Source organism: Lentzea sp. NPDC058436 (assembly GCF_042721515.1).
In the GTDB taxonomy this organism is placed as follows: Bacteria; Actinomycetota; Actinomycetes; order Mycobacteriales; family Pseudonocardiaceae; genus Lentzea.
Genome location: NZ_JBHXLF010000011.1, coordinates 106,947 through 127,595, shown reverse-complemented (window position 1 = coordinate 127,595; position 20,649 = coordinate 106,947). Strand labels below are relative to the sequence as shown.

Below are 20,649 nucleotides of genomic sequence, written 5' to 3'. Positions count from 1 at the left end.
CCTTTTCGAGGGTGTGACGGTCAGCGAAACTCTGGACGTGCTGCCAGACCGCTTCCAGTCGTTGCTGCCGCAACGCCTGGACATGCTCCGCCGTGCCACCGGGCTGCCCGTCGTGTTCGGCGGGGCGCTGACGCCCGGCCGCGACCTGGTGCTCAGCAGCTTCTTCGGCACGCACGGGACGTCGTTGCACGGACTGCGCATCGGCACCGGCCGGGGCCTCGGCGGCACGGCCATCGCGATGGGCACGGCGGTGCGCGTCAACGACTACGCCACGACCAAGGCGATCACCCACGAGTTCGACCAGATGGTGGTCGTGAACGAACGCCTGACGTCCGTGTTCGCCTACCCGGTGACGGTGCGCGGCACCGTGCTCGGCGTCCTCTACGGGGCGGTGCGCGGGCAGACGACCGTCGGCGACCGGGCGATCAGGACGGCCGGCGCCATCGCACAGGGATTCGCACAGGACCTGAACATGCCTTTCCCCCAGAATCAGACACTGCACACGCAGGCCGCCCTCCGCGAACTGGCCGAGGTGGCCAAGCTCGTCGGGGATCCGGTGCTGCGCGAACGACTCCGCAAGGTGCACCAGAGCCTCGGCGGCGAGCCACCCGTCAGCGTTCCCAGTGGTTTGACCCCGCGTGAACTCGATACGCTTCGGCTGGCCGCGGTCGGTGCGTCCAATCGGGAGATCGCCGCCGAGCTCGGGTTGAGCACCGAGACCGTCAAGGCCTACCTCCGGGGCGCGATGCGCAAGCTGGGGGTGCACAACAGAACCGCCGCCGTCCACGCGGCGAGGTCGACGGGAGCGCTCTAGATGTCGTTGATGGAGAAGGCCGTGGTCGGGACCGATCGGCTGCTCTTCAAGCTGACCGGCGGCAAGTTCACCGTCATGTCGCTGTCGAAGCAGACCGGCCTGACGTTGATCACCGTCGGTGCGAAGAGCGGTGAGCGGCGCGAGAACCAGGTCCAGTACGTGGCCGACGGCGACGCGATGCTCGTCGTGGGGTCGAACTGGGGCAAGCCGCACCACCCGGCCTGGACGACGAACCTGATCAAGAACCCGGACATCCAGGTGAATGTGCGCGGCGACGTCCGCGACGTGCGGGGCACGTTGCTCGAAGGGGCCGAGCGGGAGGCCGCCTGGTCCCGCATGGTGGCGGCCTATCCCGCTTTCCAGGACTACGTCGAACGTTCAGGCGGCCGCGAACTGCGGGTCTTCCGCCTCACTGCGCGCTGAGTCCCACGCCAGCCACAAGCAGCCCGCGATCATGAGCACGCCGTGGGCGATCCGCACCGCCGGTGGCGTGAAGAACTGCGGCAGGAACAACGCGAACCCGGCGGCGAACACGATCGCCGCCGTGGTGCGGAGCTTCAGCGCGACCATCACCGCCGCGACGCCCATCGTGACGAGCCCGAGCCCGAAGGTCGTGACGGCGAACGGGTTGTAGCGCACGGCCTCGGCGAGTTCGAGGACGTTCGGCTGCTGCGCGACGGCGTGCAGGCCGAAGTCCTCGGCGCCGTAGTACGGCAGCGTGAGGCCGGCGCCGACCCAGAACGTGATCGCGGCCGTGCGGTGGATCTCCAGCAACGCGATCGGCACGAGGATGAAGCCGATCATCGCGAACAGGTGCGAGAGGACCCACGCGGTCGAGCCCATCGAGGCCGCCGCCCCCGCGGCCGTCGTCTCGTCGTGCCACGGTCTCAGCGCCGGGTACAGCAGGAAGAGCAGGCCCGCGGCCGACAGCGTCCACTTCACGATTGCCCCCTGAGATCGGTGAGGTACATCCGGACCAGCTGGTCGTAGGTGTCGTCGAGGCCCTCGGGCAGGCCGAACCCGCCGCTCGACTCGATCGACGCGAAGCCGTGCACGATCACCCTCAGCCGCCGCGTGGCGTGGATGGCTTCGGAGCCCTCCAGGCCGTACTGCCGCAACGTCGCGAGCACGACCTCCATGAACTTCGTGCCCGCCGCCTCCTGCAGGTCGTTGTGCAGCGGGTCCATCGGCGCGACCGCGTAGCGGTTCGGGTGCTCCTGCACGTAGGCGCGATACGCGTGCATGAGCGCGCTCACGGCGTCGTCCCCCGCCCGCCCCAGGACCGCGTCGGTGAACCGCGCGGTCATGTCCTCCAGCACCCGCACGCCGATGTGGCCGCGCAGTTCGCCGAGGCTCGCGATGTGCTTGTACAGCGAGGGCGTGGCGACACCGGTCCGCGCGGCGACGGCGGCGAGGGTCAGCGCGTCGGCGCCCTGCTCGTCGATCAGCTCCAGTGCGGCGTCCACGACCTTGGCGGTGGTGAGACGTGGGCGAGCGTTCATAGCCCAAAAGCTACTGTCATTAGCTTCGCGGGTCAAGCGGGGAGGTTTCGTGAAGATCTTGCGGATTCTCCGCGCAGTTCGTCCCCTCGACGCTATGAAGAGGAGGTCATTCGCATCGGCAAGGAGATTCCATTGCGATTAGCCAAGATCCTGGGGGCGGCCGCCGCGAGCGTGGTGCTCGCGTCGACCATCACGGCTGCACCGGCCACTGCCGGTCCGACGTTGCAGAACACGCTGGATCCCAAGGCCGTCAAGGAGTCCGTCGACTACCTCGTGCAGACCTACCGGGTCAGCGAGCGCGAGGCGTTGCGGAGACTCGAACTCCAGAACGACGCCGCGAAGCTGGACGAGAGACTCCGGAAGGAGGCCGCCGGCGAGTACGGCGGCATGTGGCTCGACCAGCAGGCCGGCGAACTCGTCGTCGCGATGACGAGACCCAACGCTGCCCAGCGGCAGATCGCCGCCATGCCCGAGCGGGCCAGCGTGAAGGTCCGCACGGTCAAGAACTCACTGGCGTCACTGAAAGCGGCCCACGACCGGATCAGCAGGCAGGTCGGCGCCGGAGCGGACTCGGTCTACCTGCCGGCCGTCAGCACGACCGAGAACCGCGTCGTCGTCTGGGAACGCGCCTGGCTCAAGGAGAACAAGGTCGGAGCGGCCGCGCAGGAGGAGGCCCGCACGTTCGACGCGGACCCCGGCATGGTGTCGACGCGCGTCCTGCCGAAGCCCACGCCGTACTCGGCCGACCCGGTCGACTGGGGCTTCTGCCACCCGCTGTACTGCACGAACTACGGCCCCATGCGCGGCGGCCTGCGCCTGGACATGAGGCGTGACAACGGAACCACCGGCGGCTGCACCTCGGCCTTCAACCTCCGCACGACCGGCGGAGCGTTCCCCGGCGTGCCGTGGGTGCTGACGGCGGGCCACTGCATGGCCACCAAGACGAACAACGTGCCGACCGAGCACAACCGGCAGGTCGTCCTGAACCAGCACGGCATCGAGAAGAACTCCTACCCGTACGACTACGCGGCCCTGCGGTACGTGGACGCGGCCACCCAGAACAGGTGGCTGGACAGCCAGACCGACCGCAACACCGTGCTGAAGTACTGCCGCAACGGCGGTCTGGACAGCAACGGCGACACCCCCTGCGGCCCGCAGGCCACGTCGCAGAACCAGGAGATCACCTCCGTCACCCCGCTGTCCGGGATCCTGACCGGTGCCGTCGTGTGCGCCACGGGCTCCGGCGCAAGCTCGGTGAACTACCCGGACTCCTACGACAGCGGCTCCGGCGTCGACTACCTCGTCGGCACGCGCTGCGGCCGGGTCCTCTCGACCGACGTCGGCATCAACACCGACCTGTGCGCGCGCAACGGTGACAGCGGCAGCCCGCTGTTCAGCCAGGTCGACCGGGCAGGCCTCGGCATCCTGAACGGGAGCCAGCAGTCCCGCAGCGGCCCCTGCCAGTTGGGCGAGCTGAACAACTACTCGCCGCTCTCGACGGTCCTCGAAGACCTCAGCGCACGCCAGGCGAGCGGTGGTTCGGTCTTCTCCGTGATCACCACTCCGCAGGGCTGACGTTCACAGTCTCCGGAGGGCCTGTCCGAGGCCCTCCGGAGGCACTTTCAGGCTTAAGCAGCCTTAAATCCGCTGGTATCGAGGTAGATCACTTGAGAGCGCTCTCATCTGACAAATTCGTGAAAACCTTTACACGTTGACCGTGGGTCACGGCGCGACAACACTTCCGAACCACTGGGCGCACAACCAACACCCGGAAAGGTCGGTTCGATGCATCGACGCATCGGGACGGCCCTTGCCGCTGCCTTGATGGTGGCCGCAGGGATCACCGTCGCCACCACCAGCCAAGCTCCCCCTGCCAACGCGGCGGTGACCTGGGCCGACGAGTTCAACGCTCCCGCCGGCTCCGGCGTCGACGGTGGCAAGTGGAACATGGAAGTGGGCAACAACAACGGCAACAACAGGGAACACCAGTGGTACCAGGCCGGTACCTCCAACGCGGCGCACGACGGCCAGGGCAACCTCGTCATCACCGCCAAGAAGGAGAACCCCGGCAACTACAACTGCTGGTACGGCAGGTGTCAGTACACGTCCGCGCGCATCAACACCGCGAACAAGTTCACCCAGACCTACGGCCGGTTCGAAGCGCGGATGAAGATGCCGCGCGGCAAGGGAATCTGGCCCGCGTTCTGGATGCTCGGCGCTGACATCAACACCGGTAACCCGTGGCCGGGCTCCGGCGAGATCGACATCATGGAGTTCCTGGGACACCAGACGAACACCGTGTACGGCACGATCCACGGCCCCGGTTACTCCGGTGCCGGCGGCAAGTCCCACGCCTTCAACGGCCCGAACTTCTCCGACGGTTTCCACAACTTCGCAGTGGACTGGAAGCCCGGCGAGATCACTTGGTCGGTGGACGGCAACGTCTACGCCCGCAACACGCCGACCGACGTCAACGGCAACCCGTGGGTGTTCAACAAGCCCTTCTTCATCATCATCAACCTTGCGGTCGGTGGTGAGTGGCCGGGCTACCCGGACGCCAGCACGACGTTCCCGCAGCAGCTCGTGATCGACTGGGTCCGCGCCTCCTCCGCCGACACCCCGCCTCCCAGCGGCGGCGGCTCGGAGATCCGCGGCATCGGCGGCAAGTGCCTCGACGTGCCCTGGGCGAACAACGCCAACGGCACGCCCATCCAGGTCGTCGGCTGCAACGGCAACGCCGCCCAGAAGTGGAGCCGTCCCGGTGACGGCACGATCCGCGCCCTGGGCAAGTGCCTCGACGTGAACGCCGGCGGTACCGCCAACGGCACGGTGGTCCAGCTCTGGGACTGCAACGGCTCGGCCGCCCAGCAATGGGCCGTCAGCGGGGCACAGGACATCGTGAACCCGCAGGCGAACAAGTGTCTCGACACCATCGGCGGCGGTTCGGCCGACGGAACGAAGACGCACATCTGGCAGTGCCTCGGCGTGGCCAGCCAGAAGTGGCAGGTCTGAGGTAGGTCTCTCCCCGTCAGGCCCCGCATGGCCTGACGGGGAGATCCGAGAGCGCTGGACGTGAACCCCCGCGGCGGATGGGTTCACGTCCAGCGCTTCTGCTTCTCCTGCTGGAGTTCAGGCGAGAAGCCTTGCCACGGCCCAGTCCTGCACCGCGACGCCGACCGACTTGAACACGGTCCGGCCCTCCCGCAGCGGCGGATTCCCCAGCGCCGCACCGAGTTCGACGAGCGACTCCAGCCTGAGCACACCGGACTGCACGGCCCGGATGATCTCCCCTGCCTCGCTCAGCGCCGCCTCGACCTGGTCCACCACCACGACCCCGGCGGTCGCCAGCAGTTCCTCGGGCAGCTCCCGCATCACCGGCCGGTACGAGCCGATCGCGTTGACGTGCACCCGTTCCTTGAGCGAGTCGCACCGGAACAACGGCGCCGTCGACGCCGTCGCGCAGCACACGACGTCCGCGCTCTCGACGGCCTCGTCCGCGCTCGCCGCCGTGTCCATCACCGTGTCCGGCAGCTCGTCGCGCAGGCCCTCCAGCAACGCCTCGGCCTTCTTGGTGTCGCGGTTGAAGACGACGAGCTTCTTCAACGGCCGCACCGCGTGCACGGCCCGGACCTGGTCGACGGCCTGCGCCCCCGCCCCCAGCAACGCCAGGTGCGACGCGTCCTCGTCGGCCAGCAGATCCGTTGCCACACCGACGACAGCGCCGGTCCGCAGCGTCGTGAGCGGCACCGCGTCCGTGACGAACTGACCGTCCGGGTGCGAGTACACGACCGTGCCGGTGATCACCGGGTCGCGTTCGACCTCGATGCTGATCACCTTGACCGCGGTGGAGTTCGTCGGCCGGTGGTGCACCGCCATGACGAGCGACCGGCTGTCGCTGAACGCGTGCCGCGGCGGCAGGTCGAACTCCTCCGCGGCCAGCCCGACGAACGCTTCACGCACGGCATCGATCGCTGCGGGCATGGTCATGCCCGGATGGTATCGACTCAGGCGGAGCGCTTGACCGCGCCCAGGAACGACGACCAGGCGGCCGCGCCCACCGCGAGGTGGACGGCGGGCGCCTTGGTGTCCCGGATCCCGATGCCGGTGGCGACTTCCACGCACTCGCTGGCGTTCGCGCTGTAGCTGCTCTTGCGCCACTCGGCCATCAAATCTCTCCTCAACCGATGATGTCTTTGATCAGACTCCTCGATTGTTCCTCGTCCAACGCCGTCCGGCCGAGTGATTCGACCACCGCGTCGTAGCTCTTGACCGGCAGCGCCGCCTCGACGATCAGGCTGGCGTTCTCGCTCTCCACGAACACGACCGGCTCGACCTTGTGGAACCGCATCAGGTTGAAGCCCCCGGCATGGCCGGCGTGCGCCCCGACCGACGTCGGCACCACCCTCATGACGATGGTGAGCCGCGTCGACATCCTCAGCAGGTGCTCCAGCTGAGCGCGCATCACCTCCTCACCACCGACCGGTGTCCTGAGCACCGACTCGTGGAAGAAGAACGTCGCCTTCACCCCGGACCGCAGCGCCTCACTGCGCGCCACCCGAGCGGCGACGCGCTCTTCCACCTCGTCCTCGGGCACGTTGGCGCTCGCCCTGATCACGGCACGCGCGTAGTCCGGAATCTGCAGCGTGCCGTGCACCAGCAACGGCAACCAGCTGATGAGCGTCTTGGCGGTGGACTCGTGCTGGAGCAGCGTGCGAGGCGTGATCGGCTCGACCGCTCCGTGCTCCTGGAGCCACCCCTTCACGTTCGTCGCGTGGAACAGCTTCATCAGGTGTTCCCGTTCGCCCGACGGCGTCCGGCACGCGCCCAGCAGCAGCGCGAGGTCCAGCTCGGTCACGCCGCCCTTCCCGTTGACGGCGTCCGACAACTTGGCTTCCTGCCAGTCGACGATCTCGGCGACGGCCCGCGACGTCATACCCGTGGCCGCGATGGCCGCGCGAAGCCCGTCACCGAACTCGCGGCCTCTCGCAGTGGAGAATCTTTTCGGCATGGCCGGGGACGCTAGCGCCATTCATGGGCATTCCAGAACATTTGACGCCAACACAACCCAAAAGGGCGTTAGCTTGGACCTCCTCCAAGCTGCAGAATAATTCCGTGAAGTTCCGATGGGCGCCCCACGACGGGCTGCGACATGCCGTTCGCGACGAGCTGACCAGGGGGCGGCTCGTCGAGACTCTGTGCGGCGATCCTTTTGTTCCTCAAGAGCTGGACCTGTGGACCAACAAGAACGTGTGGCCGACGTGCCGTGACTGCGACGGTGTGTGGCGAGAGAGCGAGGGGATCCTGCCATGGCCGCGGAAATCCTGACGGAAGACCTTCTGCGCGTATCTCTTCAACGCCTCTCGCGTGAGGTGGTGAAGACTTATCCACAGTTCGGTGAGTTGCTCGCGCAGAACATGTTGCGCACGTGCGGGCTGATTCCTGATCTGGAGAGGGCCGAGCATTGCCGCGAGCTCGGCACGTTGCTCATCGACCTCGGCAGGCTGTACCTGGCGGAGGCCGACGCGCTCAGCACCGTGGAGGCTCAGCAGGACTGAGCGCTCCCCCGTCCTACAGCTCCGACATCACGACCGCGCGCCCGCTCGTGTCGAACTCGTGGGCCAGCGTCGCCAGCCCCTCCCCACCGGCGGCCCACGCCGCGGTCCACGTGAGGCACTCCGCCGCCCCGTTCCCGCCCCGCTCGACGAGATCGACCCCGATCGAGTCGAGCCAGTCCCACGACGTGCCGGCGATCCCGGCCAGGAAGGCCTCGTCCCACGTGCGCACCAGCTCGCGAACGGTCCCCTCACGGCGTGCGCGCTCGTTGACGTCCTTGATCCACGCCTGCCGCTCCTCCTCCGAGAGCACCACACCGGTCTCGGGCTCCCGGAACCCCGGCAGGTCGTGCGCCAGACCGCCCGAGCCGACGTAGAGCACGCGCCGGTCGGCGAAGAACTCCCCCACCCGGCGTCCCAGAGCGGCGGCGCGGCGGAAAGTGGCGTGGGGTGGCGAGGCGCAGTTGACGAAGATCGGCAGCACGGGCTTGGCGGAGATCGAGCCCAGCAGGTCGCGGGCCGTGTGGCCGAACGCGTGGTCCAGCGCGGCCTCGTAGGCCGTGGCGACGTCGAACTCGGACGCCACCAGCCCGGCCACCAGCTCTCGCCCGAGATCGGACGGCACGTCGTACGAGCCCACCGGCCCGGCGACGTCGCCCTGGGCGGTGGCGCTCAGGACCACGGCGAAGGTCGGGACCACCGAGCGGAAGGCGCGGCGGTGGTCGGTGCCGAAGAAGACCACCAGCTCCGGGTCGAACGCGCGCACGGCCTCCCGTGCGTCCGCGATCGCCGCACGGACCGGGCCGTCGGGCGCGCCGGGGAGGGTGATCAGGTGCGAGGAGCAGACCGTTAGGCGGTTCTTCACCGGACCAGTCTAGGTTCCGGGGCGTGACGAGACGTGCACTTGCGGTGATCATCACCGCCGCCCTCCTTGCGCCCGTTTCCCCCGCTCACGCCGACACCGGACGCATCGAGACCGATCGCGCGGAGAGACCGGTCGCGCCGGGCGTCACGCTCAGCTCGTTCGACTGGTACGAGCCGGACGGGTGGGTTCGCGGGGACGCGCTGGCCGTCGACCTCACGAAGGCGCGGGTCGGGTACGTCGATCCCGGCACCGTCACGCAGGCGGCACCGCTGTCGCAGCAGGCGCCGCAGGCGGTCGCGGCGATCAACGGCGACTTCTTCGACATCAACAACTCCAACGCGCCGGAAGGCGTGGGTGTCCAGGACGGCCGGCTCAGGAAGTCCGGCAACGGGCGCGCGGTGGGCATCGACGCGGCCGGCATCGGCAGCGTGATGGAGACCTTCTTCGAGGGCACGCTCAACGGCACGCACGAACTGACGCAGCTCAACAGCGCGAAGATCGACGTGGACGGCATCGGCGTCTTCAACCCGTTGTGGGGCACGTACAGCCGAGCGCGCGCTGTGCAAGGTGCGACCAACGCTGCCGAGGTCATCGTCAAGAACGACGTCGTCCAGAAGGTCCAGAGCCCGAGCGGCGAGCCCGTCGAGGGGTACGCGCTGGTCGGCCGGGACAAGGGCGCGGACGCGCTAAAGGCGCTCAAGCCCGGCGACCGCGCGGAGATCAGCTACCGGAACCGCACCAGCGACGGCAGCGAACCGAGGACGGCCATCGGCGGGCGGCAGCTCCTCGTCAGGGACGGCAAGAACGTCGCACCGGCGGACGCCCTGCACCCGCGCACTGCGGTCGGGTTCTCGCGGGACGGCAGGAAGATGCACCTGCTGACCGTCGACGGACGGCAGAGCGCCTACCTCCAGGGCCTCGACCTCAGGGACCTCGCCGACGCGATGATCGAACTGGGCGCGCACAACGCCCTCAACCTCGACGGCGGCGGCTCGTCCACCATGCTCGCCCGCGAACCCGGCACCACGGGACTCAAGCTCGTCAACACCCCGTCGGACGGCGGCGAACGCCCGATCCCCAACGGTCTCGCGCTCTACGCGCCCACCGGGACCGGCCGCCTCACCGGCTTCGACGTCCAGACCGCCAGCACGCGCGTCTTCCCCGGACTCAGCCGCCGGATGACCGTGCGCGGCCACGACGAGACGTTCGGCCCGGCCTCCGACACGCGGCACGTCACGCGCGCGACGGGCGGCTGGGCCGTCGGCGACACGTTCCACGCGGCGGCCCGCCCCGGACCGGCGTCGTTCACCGCCTTCCGCGGTCTGACGACGAAGACCACCCGGCTCACGGTGCTGGGCGAGCTCGCCAGGATCGCGCCGGAGAGCACGCGGATCAGTCTCCACGAGAACGAGCGCAAGCCTTTGCGCGTCAACGGTTTCGACGCGAAGGGCTTCATCGCGCCGATCGAGCGCGCCGATCTCGACCTCGACTACGACCGCGAGATCGTCGAGATCACCCCGGACCTGCAGATCAGGGCGTTGAAGACCGGCGCGACCACGATCAAGTTGCGGGTCAAGAACAAAACGACCGAAACCGCGGTCACGGTCGGCGCGCACGACCGGCTCCTGGCGGACTTCGACGACGCTCCACAGTGGACCTTCGGGTCCGCCAGGGCGACCGGGAAGGTCGAGCCGGCGCCGAACGGCCACACGGGCCAGGGCCTGAAGCTGAGCTACGACTTCACGCAGTCGACCGGTACCCGCACCGCCTACGCGATCCCGCCCGAGCCCCTCAGGATCGACGGACAGCCCCTGACCCTCGCCGCGAACGTCCTGGGCAGCGGCAAGGGCGAGTGGACCGCGTTCACCGTCACCGACTCGACAGGACAGTCGCGGTCGCTCTACGGCCCGTACGTCACCTGGACCGGCTGGCAGCGGATCGAGGTCGCGGTGCCGCCCGAACTCAGGTTCCCCGTCAGCGTCACCAGGTTCTACACGATCGAGACCAGGGCGGACCGGTCCTACACGGGCGAGGTCGTGGTCGACGACATCGTCGCGAGAGTGCCGCCGCAGGTCGCCCTCCCGCCCGAACCGGACCTGCGCGAGGGCGTGATCGGCCGGGCGGAGGGCTGGAGGTTCGCGGTCATGTCCGACGCCCAGTTCGTGGCGCGCGACCCCGACAGCGACCTGGTCAGGTCCGCCCGCCGCACGCTGCGGGAGATCAGGTCGTCCGGCGCCGATTTCGTCGTGATCAACGGTGACTTCGTGGACGAGGCCTCACCGGAGGACTTCACGCTCGCCCGCAGGATCCTGACCGAGGAGCTCGGCGACTTCCCCTGGTACTACGTGCCGGGCAACCACGAGATCATGGGTCCGGGCACGATCGACAACTTCCGCCGCGAGTTCGGCACGACCAGCCGCACTTTCGACCACAAGGGCACCAGGTTCGTGCTGCTCGACTCGTCCACCGGAACGATCAGAGGCGGTGGCTTCGAGCAGGTGGAGATGCTGAAGAACGCGCTCGACACAGCCGCCGGCCAGGCCGTCGTGCTCATGCACCACCCTCCGCGCGACCCGACGCCCGCACGCACGAGCCAGCTCGCCGACCGCCTCGAAGCGTCCTGGTTCGAGCGGCTGCTGTCCGAACGAGACAGACCGACGGCGTTCATCGGCGGCCACGTCGGCGGGTTCTTCGCGTCCACAGTGGACGGCGTGCCGCACGTGGTCAACGGCAACTCCGGCAAGGCTCCCGCCGAACCGGGCGGGTTCACCGGCTGGACGCTGTTCGGCGTCACCGGGAACAACATCAAAGCCGAGATCCGTCCGCACCTGGACTCGCTCCAGGTCCGGGCTCCGTCCACCCTTCGACCCGGCTCCTCGGAAACGGTTGTGGCCACGGTGAAACAGGGTTCCCGGTCGGTCCCGGTGCGCTATCCGATGGGCGCGGTGTGGGAAGGGTCACGTGGAGTCCACGTGGGCGAGAAGGAAGGAATCCGGCCGTGGCACGTCGCTTGGCTCGAACCGGACAACGCCGTCCTCACCGGAATCAGGCCTGGTCAGGCGAAGATCTCGGTCACGGTCAGCGGGGTGACGGCCGGCGCGGAGGTGCGCGTGGAGGCGAGGGAGGCCGCCTGAGCTGGTCTGGGTGAGTGCGATGTGAGGCGGTGGGGGAAGATACTCCCCATGACCACCGCCGACAACGGTTTCGCCGACCTGGGGCTGCGCTCCGACATCCTCAACGCACTCACCACGCTGGGCTACGAGGAGCCGACGCCGATCCAGAGCGAAGCGATCCCGCCACTGCTCGCGGGCAACGACCTGCTGGGCCAGGCGGCCACGGGCACGGGCAAGACGGCGGCGTTCGCGCTGCCGCTGCTCGAGCGCATCGCCGACCGGATCGGCAAGGGCGAGAAGCCGCTGGCTCTCGTCCTCGCCCCGACCCGTGAGCTGGCGGTGCAGGTCTCCGAGGCGGTGCACCGCTACGGCCGCCACATGGGCACCCGCGTGCTCCCGATCTACGGCGGCCAGCCGATCGGCCGCCAGCTGCGCGAGCTGTCCCGCGGCGTCGACGTGGTGGTCGCGACCCCCGGCCGCGCGATCGACCACCTCCAGCGCGGCACGCTGCAGCTCGGTGACCTGCAGGTCGTCGTGCTCGACGAGGCCGACGAGATGCTCGACATGGGCTTCGCCGAGGACATCGACGCGATCCTCACCGAGACCCCGGCCGAGCGGCAGACCGTGCTGTTCTCGGCGACGATGCCGCCGCGCATCGACCGCATGGCCAAGAGCCACCTGCGCAGCCCCGTGCTGATCCAGATCGAGCGCGAGAAGACCGAGCCGGGCGAGGCCCCGCGCGTGCGGCAGACCGCGTACCTGGTGCGCCGCGAGCACAAGCCCGCCGCCCTCGGCCGCGTGCTGGACGTCGAGTCGCCGACCGCCGCCGTCGTCTTCTGCCGCACCCGCGACGAGGTCGACCAGCTCACCGAGACCCTGAACGGCCGCGGCTACCGCGCCGAGTCGCTGCACGGCGGCATCAGCCAGGAGCAGCGCGACCGCGTCATGTCCCGCCTGCGCTCCGGCACGGCCGACCTGCTGGTGGCCACCGACGTCGCCGCCCGCGGCCTCGACATCGAGCAGCTCACGCACGTCGTGAACTACAACGTGCCGTCCGCCCCCGAGGCGTACACGCACCGCATCGGCCGCGTGGGCCGCGCCGGCCGTGAGGGCGTCGCGATCACCCTGGTCGAGCCGCGCGAGAACTCGATGCTCAAGACGATCGAGCGCGTCAGCAAGACCAAGATCCCGATGGAGAAGGTCCCGACGGTCGCCGACCTGCGCGCCCGGCAGCTGGAGCTGACCCGCTCGTCGCTGCAGGAGTCGCTGATGGAGGACGACCTGTCGCGGTTCCGCGTGGTCGTCGAGACGCTGGCCGACGAGTTCGACGTCATGGACATCGCCCTGGCCGCGGTGAAGCTCGCGCACGAGGCCTCCGGTGCCGCCGCCGACGAGGAGGAGATCCCGGAGGTGCGCCCGCGCGAGGACCGTCCGCGCCGCGACGGTGCCCCGGCAGGCCCGCGCCGTGAGCGTCGTGGCCCGTCCGAGGGCATGACGCGCCTGTTCCTCGGCGCAGGCCGCTCGTCGGGCATCCGGCCGCAGGACATCGTCGGCGCGATCACCGGCGAGACCCAGCTGAAGGGCCGCGACATCGGCGCGATCGAGATCGCCGACCGGTTCTCGCTGGTCGAGGTGCCGGGCCCAGCCGCAAACGACGTGATCGAGCAGCTGCGCGACGCCACGATCAAGGGCAAGCGCGTGACGATCCGCCGCGAGCGCCAGCCACGCTAGTCCCTGAACTGCGAAACGCTCGGCTGGGGTCTCCCGGCCGAGCGTTTGCGGGCGCTGACGGCACGAAACGAGATCACGATGGACTGGCAGTACTACGCGATCACGACCAAGGGTTTCCCCGAGGTGGCGAACCCCGCACTGGTCTGCCGCCGGCGCACGGACGAGCACGGCGTCGTGCACGACGAGCACTACGGGCACGAACTCATCTGGGCGCCCTCGGACGTGCTGGCCAGGCTCGAGGCCGGAGAGCCGACCGGCGAGATGCACCTGGTGACCGAGGACGCCGCGGTCGCGTTCGAGCCGATCCAGTACGCCCGAGTCCACATGTACGACCCGGCGGACGGGAAGTACGAGTACTTCGCCCTCGTCGAAGGCGGCAAGACGATGTTCGCGATCCGCACCTGGATCAGCCCTCAGGGCTACGACCTGGAAGAAACGCACACCCGGTCGGGATGGCTGCGCAGCTACGTGCGGAGCAAGCTGGAACGCAGCAGCACCGGAGGCGACCTGGTGCCGATCACCCGAGAGGAAGCCGAAGCCCTCTAAGGCCTGCGGGCCTCCACCAGGAACCGCGTCGAGGTGCACGCGAACCGGCCGTGCTCCTGGATGTGCGCGTGCATGTCCAGGAGCCGCTCCCGATACCCCTCCACGCTGAACCCCGGCACGGTCCACAACACCTTGCGCAGGAAGTGCACCACCGCGCCGACGTCGAAGAACTCCACCCGCAACGCCACCGGCTCCAGCCGCAGCACCTCCATCCCGGCTGCCTCGGCCTCGGCACGGGCGACCTCGACGCTGCGAGCCGAGCCCACCGGCTGCGGCCCCATCATGAAGTCCGTCAGCTCCCGGTTCGTCCCGGCCCCGATCTGCTGCGAGAAGTAGGTCCCGCCGGGCCGGAGCACCCGCGCGATCTCGCCCCACGGCGTCACCACGGGATGCCGGCTGATCACCAGGTCGAACGACGAGCCCCGGAACGGCAGCGGCCCCGCGTCAGGCGTCCGCACGACGAGCGGCAGACGCCGGGAAGCCACCAAGGCGTTCGGCGGCCACGACTCGGTGGCGGCCATCAGCGGCGGCAGGACGGGCGCCGACGCGGTGACCTCTCCCCCGCCCGTCTGCAGGTCCAGCGCCGCGGACACGTCCGCCAGACGCGCGGCGATCTGCGAGGCGTACCCCCAGGGCGGGCGTTCCTCGGTGGCGCGGCCCGCGAACCAGGAGAAGTCCCAGCCCTCCAGCGGCACGGCCGCGCCCTCGGCCACGAGTTCCTCGAAAGTCCCCATGGGCCGACATGCCACCACAGGCGCACCGAACCGGCCACCGAAAACGGCGGCACCTGCCCCGGGCGCGGAGACGCCGCGTCCCTGGTTCGTCTCGCGCTCGGCGGGGCAGGTGCCGCAGGGGGTTACAACGACCGAACGGCCGCGTGGTTACGCTCTCAGGCGGTACGCACGCAGGACCGTTTGGTCTACCGAGTTGCCACCGGCGTCACGGGCCACGACGCGTAGCGACACGAACCCACCGGCTTTCCCGCCTGGGGGAACGACCGACTTCACCGGCACCCAGTTGAGGCCGTCGTCGAACGACGCGTAGGCCTCGACCACGCGCGCGCCGCCCGACGCGGTGAACTTCACCGGCATCGGCGACCCCGCCTTCCCGCTGTTGCGCAGGTCGACCGGCACCGAGTAGTCCACCTCCGGCAACGGCAGCCTGCCGTCCGCGGCGGCGGAGAACTCCCACGTCGTGCGCACCGAGGTCGACAACGCCAGTGCGTCACGGGACGCGTCGAGCAGCAGCTTGTACCGGCCGTCGCGCGCCGGTGCGTGGAACGAGCCCTGCCGGGCGTCGGAGTACCCGACCGCGACGTCGTCGTGCCGCAGTTCGAGGGTGCCCCAGCCGCCGCGGCGCCAGTTCTCGACCCAGCCGAAGCCGCCGAACGGCGAGACGCGCGCGTTGATCAGGTCGCCGGACCGCTCGACACCACCGCCGTCAGCCCACGTGACCATCGAGGACCCGCCGAGCCGTGGTGAGGTGACCGCGCGGAGGTGCGTGCGCTCGTACTTCCTGCCGGCCTTGAACGTCACCGGTTCGAGGTCCGCCCACGACGTCGTGCTCGGGTCGTCGCCCGCGCCGGAGCTGCGGCCGTCGAAACCCTCCTGGTACCAGGAGATGCCCGGCGTGAAGTACTCGGTGCGCTGGGCCGGGGCGGAGAGCCGTTCGTCCAGCACCCGGTCGAGGACCCCGTCGACGACCGGGGAGTTCCGCGACAGGACCGAGCCGTCCGGACCGGACGAGTGGTAGCGCGCCTTGACCTCGGCGAGCTCCGAGTGCCGGACCTTCTTCACACCGAACGGCAGTGCGCCCTTGTCCCGCAGGTACAGCGTGTACGACACCGGGGAGCCCGCGACCGCCCGCAGCGTCAGCTTCGCCGGCGTGACGGTGACGTGGTGCTCCGCCACCGCGATCACCGGGATCGCCGTCTGCTCGTCGAACCCGAACGGCACCGGCCCCGCCCACAGCACGGCCACGGCTCCGGCGTCCGCCATCGTCCGCGCGACCTCGTACGGGTCCTCGCCGGCCTGACGGACCAGCGCGAGCTTGCCGCGCACGTCGGCGCCCCGTTCCGCGACGTCGAGACGGTGCTCACCGGGCGGGAGGTACTTGCTGCTCTCGAAGTACCGCACGGGGAACCCGCCCACGACCGAGATCAGCGGCTGCCCGCCCTTGAGCCCGGAGTCGTAGGTCAGCTCGGGCAGCGGAGGGCCGAACGACAGGCCGTACAACGGAACCCGGCCGTCCACGACGCTCGCGACGCCGTTGATCCTGCCGGGCTTGAACGGCACGCGCAGCTGTGCGTCGCGGTACCAGACGGTCGAGTCGCGTTCGGGCAGTTCGACGCGGATCTCCTTGCCCTGCCTGGCGTCCAGCGTCACGGACGCGTCGGCGCTCAACGAGACCCGGCCGGCCACCTCGGTCGCGGAGACCGGGGTGAACCAGGCGTAGTTCGGCGTCAGCTCGTCGATGCGGCCGATCACCGCGTAGTCCGCTACCGGCAGCCGCGCCGAGCCCTTCCCGTCCGCGATGGTGACCACCGAGGCTTCCTGGGTGGACATGTCGACCACGACGACGAACTCGTCGGCGACCGGCTTGCCGTCCCGCCCGATCATCGACAGGTTCAGCGTGTGGCGCTCCTCCTGCACGTACGCGCCGACCGCCGTCACCACCGACACACCGGGTGCGGATGCCTTGAGGTGCCCGAAGAACGTGCCGACGCCCTTGCGCGGGTCCAGCACCACGTCGACCGCCGCGCTGCCCTGGGCCGGCACGGTCACCGACGACGGCACCGCGAAGTCCGCACCCAGGTCGTGGTGCAGCGACAGCGAAACGGGCTCGGAGCCCGCGTTCGAGTAGGTGATCGTCTTCGTGAACGTCTTGGTGTGCGGCCATTCCACCAGTCCGAAAGACAGGCTGCCGGCGGACGCGCGCACCTGCTGCGTCACCGCGCGCTCGACGTCGAGCAGACCGGTGCCGACGTTCACGGGCTTGTCCGCGAGGGGCTTCACCGTCGCCATCAGGTGGGCCTTGAGCTCGGCGGCCTTCCACGACGGGTTGCGCTGCGCGAGCACCGCGGCGGCACCGGCCACGTGCGGAGCGGCCATCGAGGTGCCGGTCAGTCGCGCGTGCAGGTCGTCGACCGCGTGCTCCCACAACGTGTTCTCGGCGCGCGCGGCCACGATGTCCGTGCCCGGTGCCGCGATGTCCGGCTTGACCGCGTGGTCGCCGATCCGCGGACCGCGTGACGACCACTCCTCCAGCACGCCCTGCTTGGTCAGGTTCGCGACGGCCAGCGCGGCGTCGGCCGCCGCCGGTCCGGAGACCTGCCGCCGGGTGCCGTAGTTGCCCGCCGCCACCACGAACAGCGCGCCGGTCTCGGCCGTGAGTTCGTTGACCTTCAACGACAACGGGTCGGTGCCGTCGGACTGGTCACCGCCGAGCGAGAGGTTGACGACCTTCGCCTTCACCTCGCGCGCCGCCCACTCCATGCCGGCGATCACGGCGCTGTCGAGGCACCACTCGGCCTCGCAGACCCGTCCGACCGCGAGGGAGGCGCCCTTCGCGACACCGACGTACTGGCTGCCGCGCCCCGCGACCGTGGCCGCGACGTGCGTGCCGTGCCCGATGTCGTCCTGGATGCCCGAGGGCGTGAAGTCCTTCGACGCGGACACGACGCCCGCGAGTTCCGGGTGCTTCTGGTCGTACCCGGTGTCGAGGACGGCCACGGTGACCCCGGTGCCGTCGAACCCGGCCTGCCACGCGCCGGGCGCGCCGACCATCGGCACGCTCTCGGTCAGCGAGATCTTCGACTTGCCGTCGAGCCACAGCTTTTCGGCACCCAACGCGCTGGTGCGCCGTGCCGTCCACTGCCGCGCGGCGTCCTTCTTCTCCACGGCCGCCGCCGCCCGGAAACCGTTGGTCAGCAACGGGATCCGGGCGGTCTTCTCGTCGGTGTAGCCGTACGAGTGCAGCGACGTGACGTCGAAGAAGCGCTGGTCGACCCGGTCCTGGGCCACCGCGTCGACCGCGTCCGCCGGCACCACGTACTGGTGGTCGTCGCGCACGTACTGCGCGAACGACATGCCGGGCCGCCCGTCGACCCGGACGAGCCCTCCGCGTTCGTCGACCACAACCTCGTCACCGCTGATCAGCGTGATGGTCGAGGTCTTCCGAGTCTTCACCGGTTCCGCCTGCGCCGTCGCCACCGGACTCAGCAGTCCGGCGGCGAGAGCGGCGATCACCAAACAGCGCGCTAGGCGCACATGTCCTCCCCTAGGTGTGAACCTCTCCAACGGGGAAGACTCCGAACAGCGCGTGAAGGTTGCCTCACGCTCCGCGATAGGTGCCGAAGCTCCAGCGGTTGCCCTCGGGATCGGCCACGGTGAAGCCGCGCGAGCCGTAGTCCTCGTCGCGCAGGCCGCGGATCTCGGTCGCTCCGCGCGCGAGCGACTGCGCGTGCAGTTCCTCGGGCCGGTCGGTCACGACGTAGATGGACCCGGCGCCGACCTTGGTCGCCTCGACCTCGCCGACCGAGCGCTCGGCGGAGCCCAGCATGACGCCGCCGCCCTCGGGCCAGACCATCTCGCAGTGCACGACCTCGCCGTCGGCCTCCCCCGGCACGACGAGGTGCTCGGAGAACCCGAACGCCTCCACGAGGAAGCGGATCGCGGCGGGAGCGTCCTGATAGGACAAACAGGGCCAGCAGGTGGGTGCGGGTGTGCTCATGGGAGCAACTCTGCGCCCTCACCGCCGTCGCTGCCTTGTACGAATGGAAGCTCGGCCTCGATCCACTCGGTCGGGGTCGCGCCGACGAGCGCCCGCCAGTCCCGGTTGAAGTGCGCCTGGTCGGTGTAGCCGCAGGCAGCGGCCACCTCGGTGAACGTCGGCCGCCGTTCGCCGCGCAGCATCCGGTTCGCGCGCTCGAACCGCATCACGCGGGCCATCACCTTGGGCGTGAGCCCGTACTCGGTGGCGAACCGCGCGCTCAGGTGCTGCCGGCTCCACCCGACCTCGGCGGCGATCTCGGCCACCGGCGCTCCCGCCGCGAGCCGCTGCCACGCCCAGGCCACCTCGACCTGCTGCCGCACCGGCCGCACGAGCCTGCCGAGCAGGAGGTCCAGCAGCGCGAACCGGTCCGTCCACGTGGTCGCGTGCCGCAACCGTTCGCGCAGTTCGGCGGCCGGGGCGTCGAGCGAGTCGAGCCCGACCGTCACGCCGGAGAGCTCGCCGGCGGGCATGCCGAAGAACGCGCGCATCCCGAGCGGCGTGAGGTCGCACTGGACACCGTGCTGGAACCCGTCGTGGGTGATGATCACGGCCTCGTCGTGCAGCCCGCCGCAGAGCGTGGCGAACCGGCCGTCGGACAGGTCGACCGTGCCGTCCAGGGTGACCACGAGCGTGATCGAGCGCGACGGCAGGCCGCGGTGGATGCCGGGCTCGGTGCGCATCCGATACCCGGAGTACCGCGTGACGAACGGCCGCAGCCGCGGGTGCGGCAGGCCGACGACGTGCTCGACGTCCACGTTCCCGATGCTAGAACAGTTCTCCGAGAACGAGCAGCCCCGCGCCGACCGGCACGAGGTCGGGCCCGTACGACGTGAGGCTCACGTCCACATCGGGCATCGCGTGCAGGTACAGCTCCGGTTCCCGCAGCACCTTCCGTCCACTCAGGACGATCTGGTCGAGGTCCAGCAGCTGCACCAGGTTGGTGACGGCCGCGCCGAGGACCCGTGCCGCCTCGTCGCCCCTGGCGGCCGCGTGCACCGCCTCGACGCACCCGCGCCGTCCGCACACGCACAACGGCCCGTCGAGCTGGATCGTCGTGTGCCCGAACTCGCCCGCCCCCGACCGCGCGCCCCGGTGCACCTCGCCGCCGAGCAGCAGCCCGACGCCCAGACCGGTGCCCACGAACACGAGCGCCGCGTCGCGCATCGGGCGTCGCCAGGCCTCGGCGAGCACGGCCGCGTTCGTGTCCTTGTCGACGACGACCGGCAGCCCGAGCCGTTCCTCGGCGAGCGCCTTCAACGGGATCGAGGTCCAGCCCGGCAGGCCGTTCGGCGAGACCACGCCGTCGTGGTGCTCCAGCGGGCCGGCGATGCCGATGCCGAGCCCGAGCACCTTCTCGCTGGTCTTGACCAACGGCTCCAACGCGTCCAGCACGTCCGACGGCGTGAACATGGGAGCCAGTGGCGCGACCGCGGTCGACACCACCTCGCCGGTCAGGTCGAGCTTCACCACGCGCAGTTCGTCGCGGTCGACGTAGGCGCCGTACGCGTGGGCCCCGTCGGCGGCGAGCCGCAACGACATGCGCGGCTTGCCCCGGCCGCCGTCGCGCACCGCGCCGGTCTCCTCCAGCAGGCCCGCCGCGATGAGCCTCGCCACGATCTTCGAGACCGCCTGCGGGGTCAGACCGGCCTGCTCGGCGATGGAAGCCCTGCTCAGAGCACCTGAGCGGACGAGCCGGAGCACCGTCCTGTCGTTGTGCGAACGCAGCGAGGTGAGGTCCACGGTCGCAATTATT

Annotated in this window: 20 protein-coding genes; 9 read left to right on the top strand and 11 right to left on the bottom strand. The window is 69.8% G+C overall.

The genetic code is table 11. The features are described 5' to 3' along the window. The first annotated feature begins 37 nt into the window (after nt 1-37). Both ACFWN2_RS31425 and ACFWN2_RS31420 read left to right on the top strand, forming a co-directional pair. Nucleotides 38-814 carry a LuxR C-terminal-related transcriptional regulator gene (locus tag ACFWN2_RS31425; RefSeq protein WP_382433584.1) on the top strand — a complete coding sequence of 259 codons (777 nt, stop codon included), beginning with the start codon at nt 38-40 and terminating at the stop codon, nt 812-814. Further along, nucleotides 815-1,237, top strand: a complete 423-nt coding sequence (locus ACFWN2_RS31420) for a nitroreductase family deazaflavin-dependent oxidoreductase (RefSeq protein ID WP_382433582.1) — start codon at nt 815-817, stop codon at nt 1,235-1,237. Here the strand turns inward: ACFWN2_RS31420 and ACFWN2_RS31415 are convergent. Together ACFWN2_RS31415 and ACFWN2_RS31410 are read right to left on the bottom strand one after the other, a co-directional pair. Beyond that, a complete protein-coding gene (locus tag ACFWN2_RS31415) occupies nt 1,193-1,756 on the bottom strand; it encodes a hypothetical protein (protein WP_382433580.1) in 564 nt (187 codons plus the stop codon). The two genes, ACFWN2_RS31420 and ACFWN2_RS31415, sit on opposite strands and share 45 nt — an antisense overlap. Beyond that, complete coding sequence (locus tag ACFWN2_RS31410) at nt 1,753-2,316, bottom strand: TetR/AcrR family transcriptional regulator (protein WP_382433578.1); 564 nt, start codon at nt 2,314-2,316, stop codon at nt 1,753-1,755. The genes ACFWN2_RS31415 and ACFWN2_RS31410 overlap by 4 nt, the downstream gene beginning before the upstream one ends. Nucleotides 2,317-2,448: 132 nt before the next feature. Between ACFWN2_RS31410 and ACFWN2_RS31405 the strand changes: the two genes are divergently transcribed. Beyond that, nucleotides 2,449-3,891 carry a trypsin-like serine protease gene (locus ACFWN2_RS31405; RefSeq protein WP_382433576.1) on the top strand — a complete coding sequence of 481 codons (1,443 nt, stop codon included), beginning with the start codon at nt 2,449-2,451 and terminating at the stop codon, nt 3,889-3,891. A gap of 210 nt (nt 3,892-4,101) precedes the next feature. Further along, nucleotides 4,102-5,328, top strand: coding sequence for a family 16 glycosylhydrolase (locus ACFWN2_RS31400; RefSeq protein ID WP_382433574.1), 1,227 nt, complete (start codon nt 4,102-4,104; stop codon nt 5,326-5,328). A gap of 117 nt (nt 5,329-5,445) precedes the next feature. On the opposite strand, the gene ACFWN2_RS31395 is transcribed toward ACFWN2_RS31400, so the two are convergent. Genes ACFWN2_RS31395 through ACFWN2_RS31385 form a run of 3 tightly spaced genes read right to left on the bottom strand, consistent with a single transcriptional unit; the run spans nt 5,446 to nt 7,324 of the window. Beyond that, nucleotides 5,446-6,303 carry an ornithine cyclodeaminase family protein gene (locus tag ACFWN2_RS31395; protein WP_382433572.1) on the bottom strand — a complete coding sequence of 286 codons (858 nt, stop codon included), beginning with the start codon at nt 6,301-6,303 and terminating at the stop codon, nt 5,446-5,448. A 17-nt stretch (nt 6,304-6,320) separates the two neighbouring features. Continuing rightward, nucleotides 6,321-6,482: a DUF397 domain-containing protein gene (locus ACFWN2_RS31390; RefSeq protein WP_382433570.1), complete on the bottom strand. Its 162-nt coding sequence runs from the start codon at nt 6,480-6,482 to the stop codon at nt 6,321-6,323. An 11-nt stretch (nt 6,483-6,493) separates the two neighbouring features. Beyond that, nucleotides 6,494-7,324: a DUF5753 domain-containing protein gene (locus ACFWN2_RS31385; protein ID WP_382433568.1), complete on the bottom strand. Its 831-nt coding sequence runs from the start codon at nt 7,322-7,324 to the stop codon at nt 6,494-6,496. Nucleotides 7,325-7,347: 23 nt separating this feature from the next. On the opposite strand from ACFWN2_RS31385, the gene ACFWN2_RS31380 reads away from it, so the two are divergent. Continuing rightward, entirely contained in the window at nt 7,348-7,641 is a 294-nt protein-coding gene (locus tag ACFWN2_RS31380; protein ID WP_382433566.1) for a zinc finger protein, read from the top strand. Between the two features lie 47 nt (nt 7,642-7,688). Next, nucleotides 7,689-7,871 carry a hypothetical protein gene (locus ACFWN2_RS31375; RefSeq protein ID WP_382433564.1) on the top strand — a complete coding sequence of 61 codons (183 nt, stop codon included), beginning with the start codon at nt 7,689-7,691 and terminating at the stop codon, nt 7,869-7,871. Nucleotides 7,872-7,884: 13 nt separating this feature from the next. Here the strand turns inward: ACFWN2_RS31375 and ACFWN2_RS31370 are convergent, their stop codons facing one another. After that, nucleotides 7,885-8,733 (bottom strand): hypothetical protein, encoded by an 849-nt coding sequence (locus tag ACFWN2_RS31370; RefSeq protein ID WP_382433562.1) that lies wholly within the window; start codon nt 8,731-8,733, stop codon nt 7,885-7,887. Nucleotides 8,734-8,756: 23 nt separating this feature from the next. Between ACFWN2_RS31370 and ACFWN2_RS31365 the strand changes: the two genes are divergently transcribed. From ACFWN2_RS31365 to ACFWN2_RS31355, 3 genes are all read left to right on the top strand, one after another. Next, the gene (locus ACFWN2_RS31365) at nt 8,757-11,867 is read left to right on the top strand and encodes a phosphodiester glycosidase family protein (RefSeq protein ID WP_382433560.1); all 3,111 of its coding nucleotides are present in this window, start codon (nt 8,757-8,759) and stop codon (nt 11,865-11,867) included. A gap of 48 nt (nt 11,868-11,915) precedes the next feature. Further along, complete coding sequence (locus ACFWN2_RS31360) at nt 11,916-13,577, top strand: DEAD/DEAH box helicase (protein WP_382433558.1); 1,662 nt, start codon at nt 11,916-11,918, stop codon at nt 13,575-13,577. Nucleotides 13,578-13,655: 78 nt separating this feature from the next. After that, a complete protein-coding gene (locus tag ACFWN2_RS31355) occupies nt 13,656-14,123 on the top strand; it encodes a hypothetical protein (protein WP_382433556.1) in 468 nt (155 codons plus the stop codon). Here the strand turns inward: ACFWN2_RS31355 and ACFWN2_RS31350 are convergent. The 5 genes from ACFWN2_RS31350 to ACFWN2_RS31330 form a co-directional block, all read right to left on the bottom strand. After that, nucleotides 14,120-14,857, bottom strand: coding sequence for a methyltransferase domain-containing protein (locus ACFWN2_RS31350; protein ID WP_382433554.1), 738 nt, complete (start codon nt 14,855-14,857; stop codon nt 14,120-14,122). The two genes, ACFWN2_RS31355 and ACFWN2_RS31350, sit on opposite strands and share 4 nt — an antisense overlap. A gap of 147 nt (nt 14,858-15,004) precedes the next feature. Then, nucleotides 15,005-18,370, bottom strand: a complete 3,366-nt coding sequence (locus tag ACFWN2_RS31345) for a S8 family serine peptidase (RefSeq protein ID WP_382433552.1) — start codon at nt 18,368-18,370, stop codon at nt 15,005-15,007. 85 nt (nt 18,371-18,455) lie between these two features. Further along, nucleotides 18,456-18,854 carry a VOC family protein gene (locus tag ACFWN2_RS31340; RefSeq protein ID WP_382433550.1) on the bottom strand — a complete coding sequence of 133 codons (399 nt, stop codon included), beginning with the start codon at nt 18,852-18,854 and terminating at the stop codon, nt 18,456-18,458. Further along, nucleotides 18,851-19,651 carry a helix-turn-helix domain-containing protein gene (locus ACFWN2_RS31335; protein WP_382433548.1) on the bottom strand — a complete coding sequence of 267 codons (801 nt, stop codon included), beginning with the start codon at nt 19,649-19,651 and terminating at the stop codon, nt 18,851-18,853. The genes ACFWN2_RS31340 and ACFWN2_RS31335 overlap by 4 nt, the downstream gene beginning before the upstream one ends. A 10-nt stretch (nt 19,652-19,661) precedes the next feature. Further along, entirely contained in the window at nt 19,662-20,636 is a 975-nt protein-coding gene (locus ACFWN2_RS31330) for an ROK family protein (protein WP_382433546.1), read from the bottom strand. Nucleotides 20,637-20,649: the final 13 nt, after the last annotated feature.

Excerpts from the sequence above, each read along its gene's own strand:
- ACFWN2_RS31340 (WP_382433550.1), bottom strand. The coding sequence starts at position 18,854 with ATGAGCACACCCGCACCCACCTGCTGGCCCTGTTTGTCCTATCAGGAC.
- ACFWN2_RS31400 (WP_382433574.1), top strand. The coding sequence starts at position 4,102 with ATGCATCGACGCATCGGGACGGCCCTTGCCGCTGCCTTGATGGTGGCC.
- ACFWN2_RS31350 (WP_382433554.1), bottom strand. The coding sequence starts at position 14,857 with ATGGGGACTTTCGAGGAACTCGTGGCCGAGGGCGCGGCCGTGCCGCTG.
- ACFWN2_RS31385 (WP_382433568.1), bottom strand. The coding sequence starts at position 7,324 with ATGCCGAAAAGATTCTCCACTGCGAGAGGCCGCGAGTTCGGTGACGGG.
- ACFWN2_RS31390 (WP_382433570.1), bottom strand. The coding sequence starts at position 6,482 with ATGGCCGAGTGGCGCAAGAGCAGCTACAGCGCGAACGCCAGCGAGTGC.
- ACFWN2_RS31380 (WP_382433566.1), top strand. The coding sequence starts at position 7,348 with ATGGGCATTCCAGAACATTTGACGCCAACACAACCCAAAAGGGCGTTA.
- ACFWN2_RS31360 (WP_382433558.1), top strand. The coding sequence starts at position 11,916 with ATGACCACCGCCGACAACGGTTTCGCCGACCTGGGGCTGCGCTCCGAC.
- ACFWN2_RS31410 (WP_382433578.1), bottom strand. The coding sequence starts at position 2,316 with ATGAACGCTCGCCCACGTCTCACCACCGCCAAGGTCGTGGACGCCGCA.
- ACFWN2_RS31355 (WP_382433556.1), top strand. The coding sequence starts at position 13,656 with ATGGACTGGCAGTACTACGCGATCACGACCAAGGGTTTCCCCGAGGTG.
- ACFWN2_RS31420 (WP_382433582.1), top strand. The coding sequence starts at position 815 with ATGTCGTTGATGGAGAAGGCCGTGGTCGGGACCGATCGGCTGCTCTTC.
- ACFWN2_RS31395 (WP_382433572.1), bottom strand. The coding sequence starts at position 6,303 with ATGACCATGCCCGCAGCGATCGATGCCGTGCGTGAAGCGTTCGTCGGG.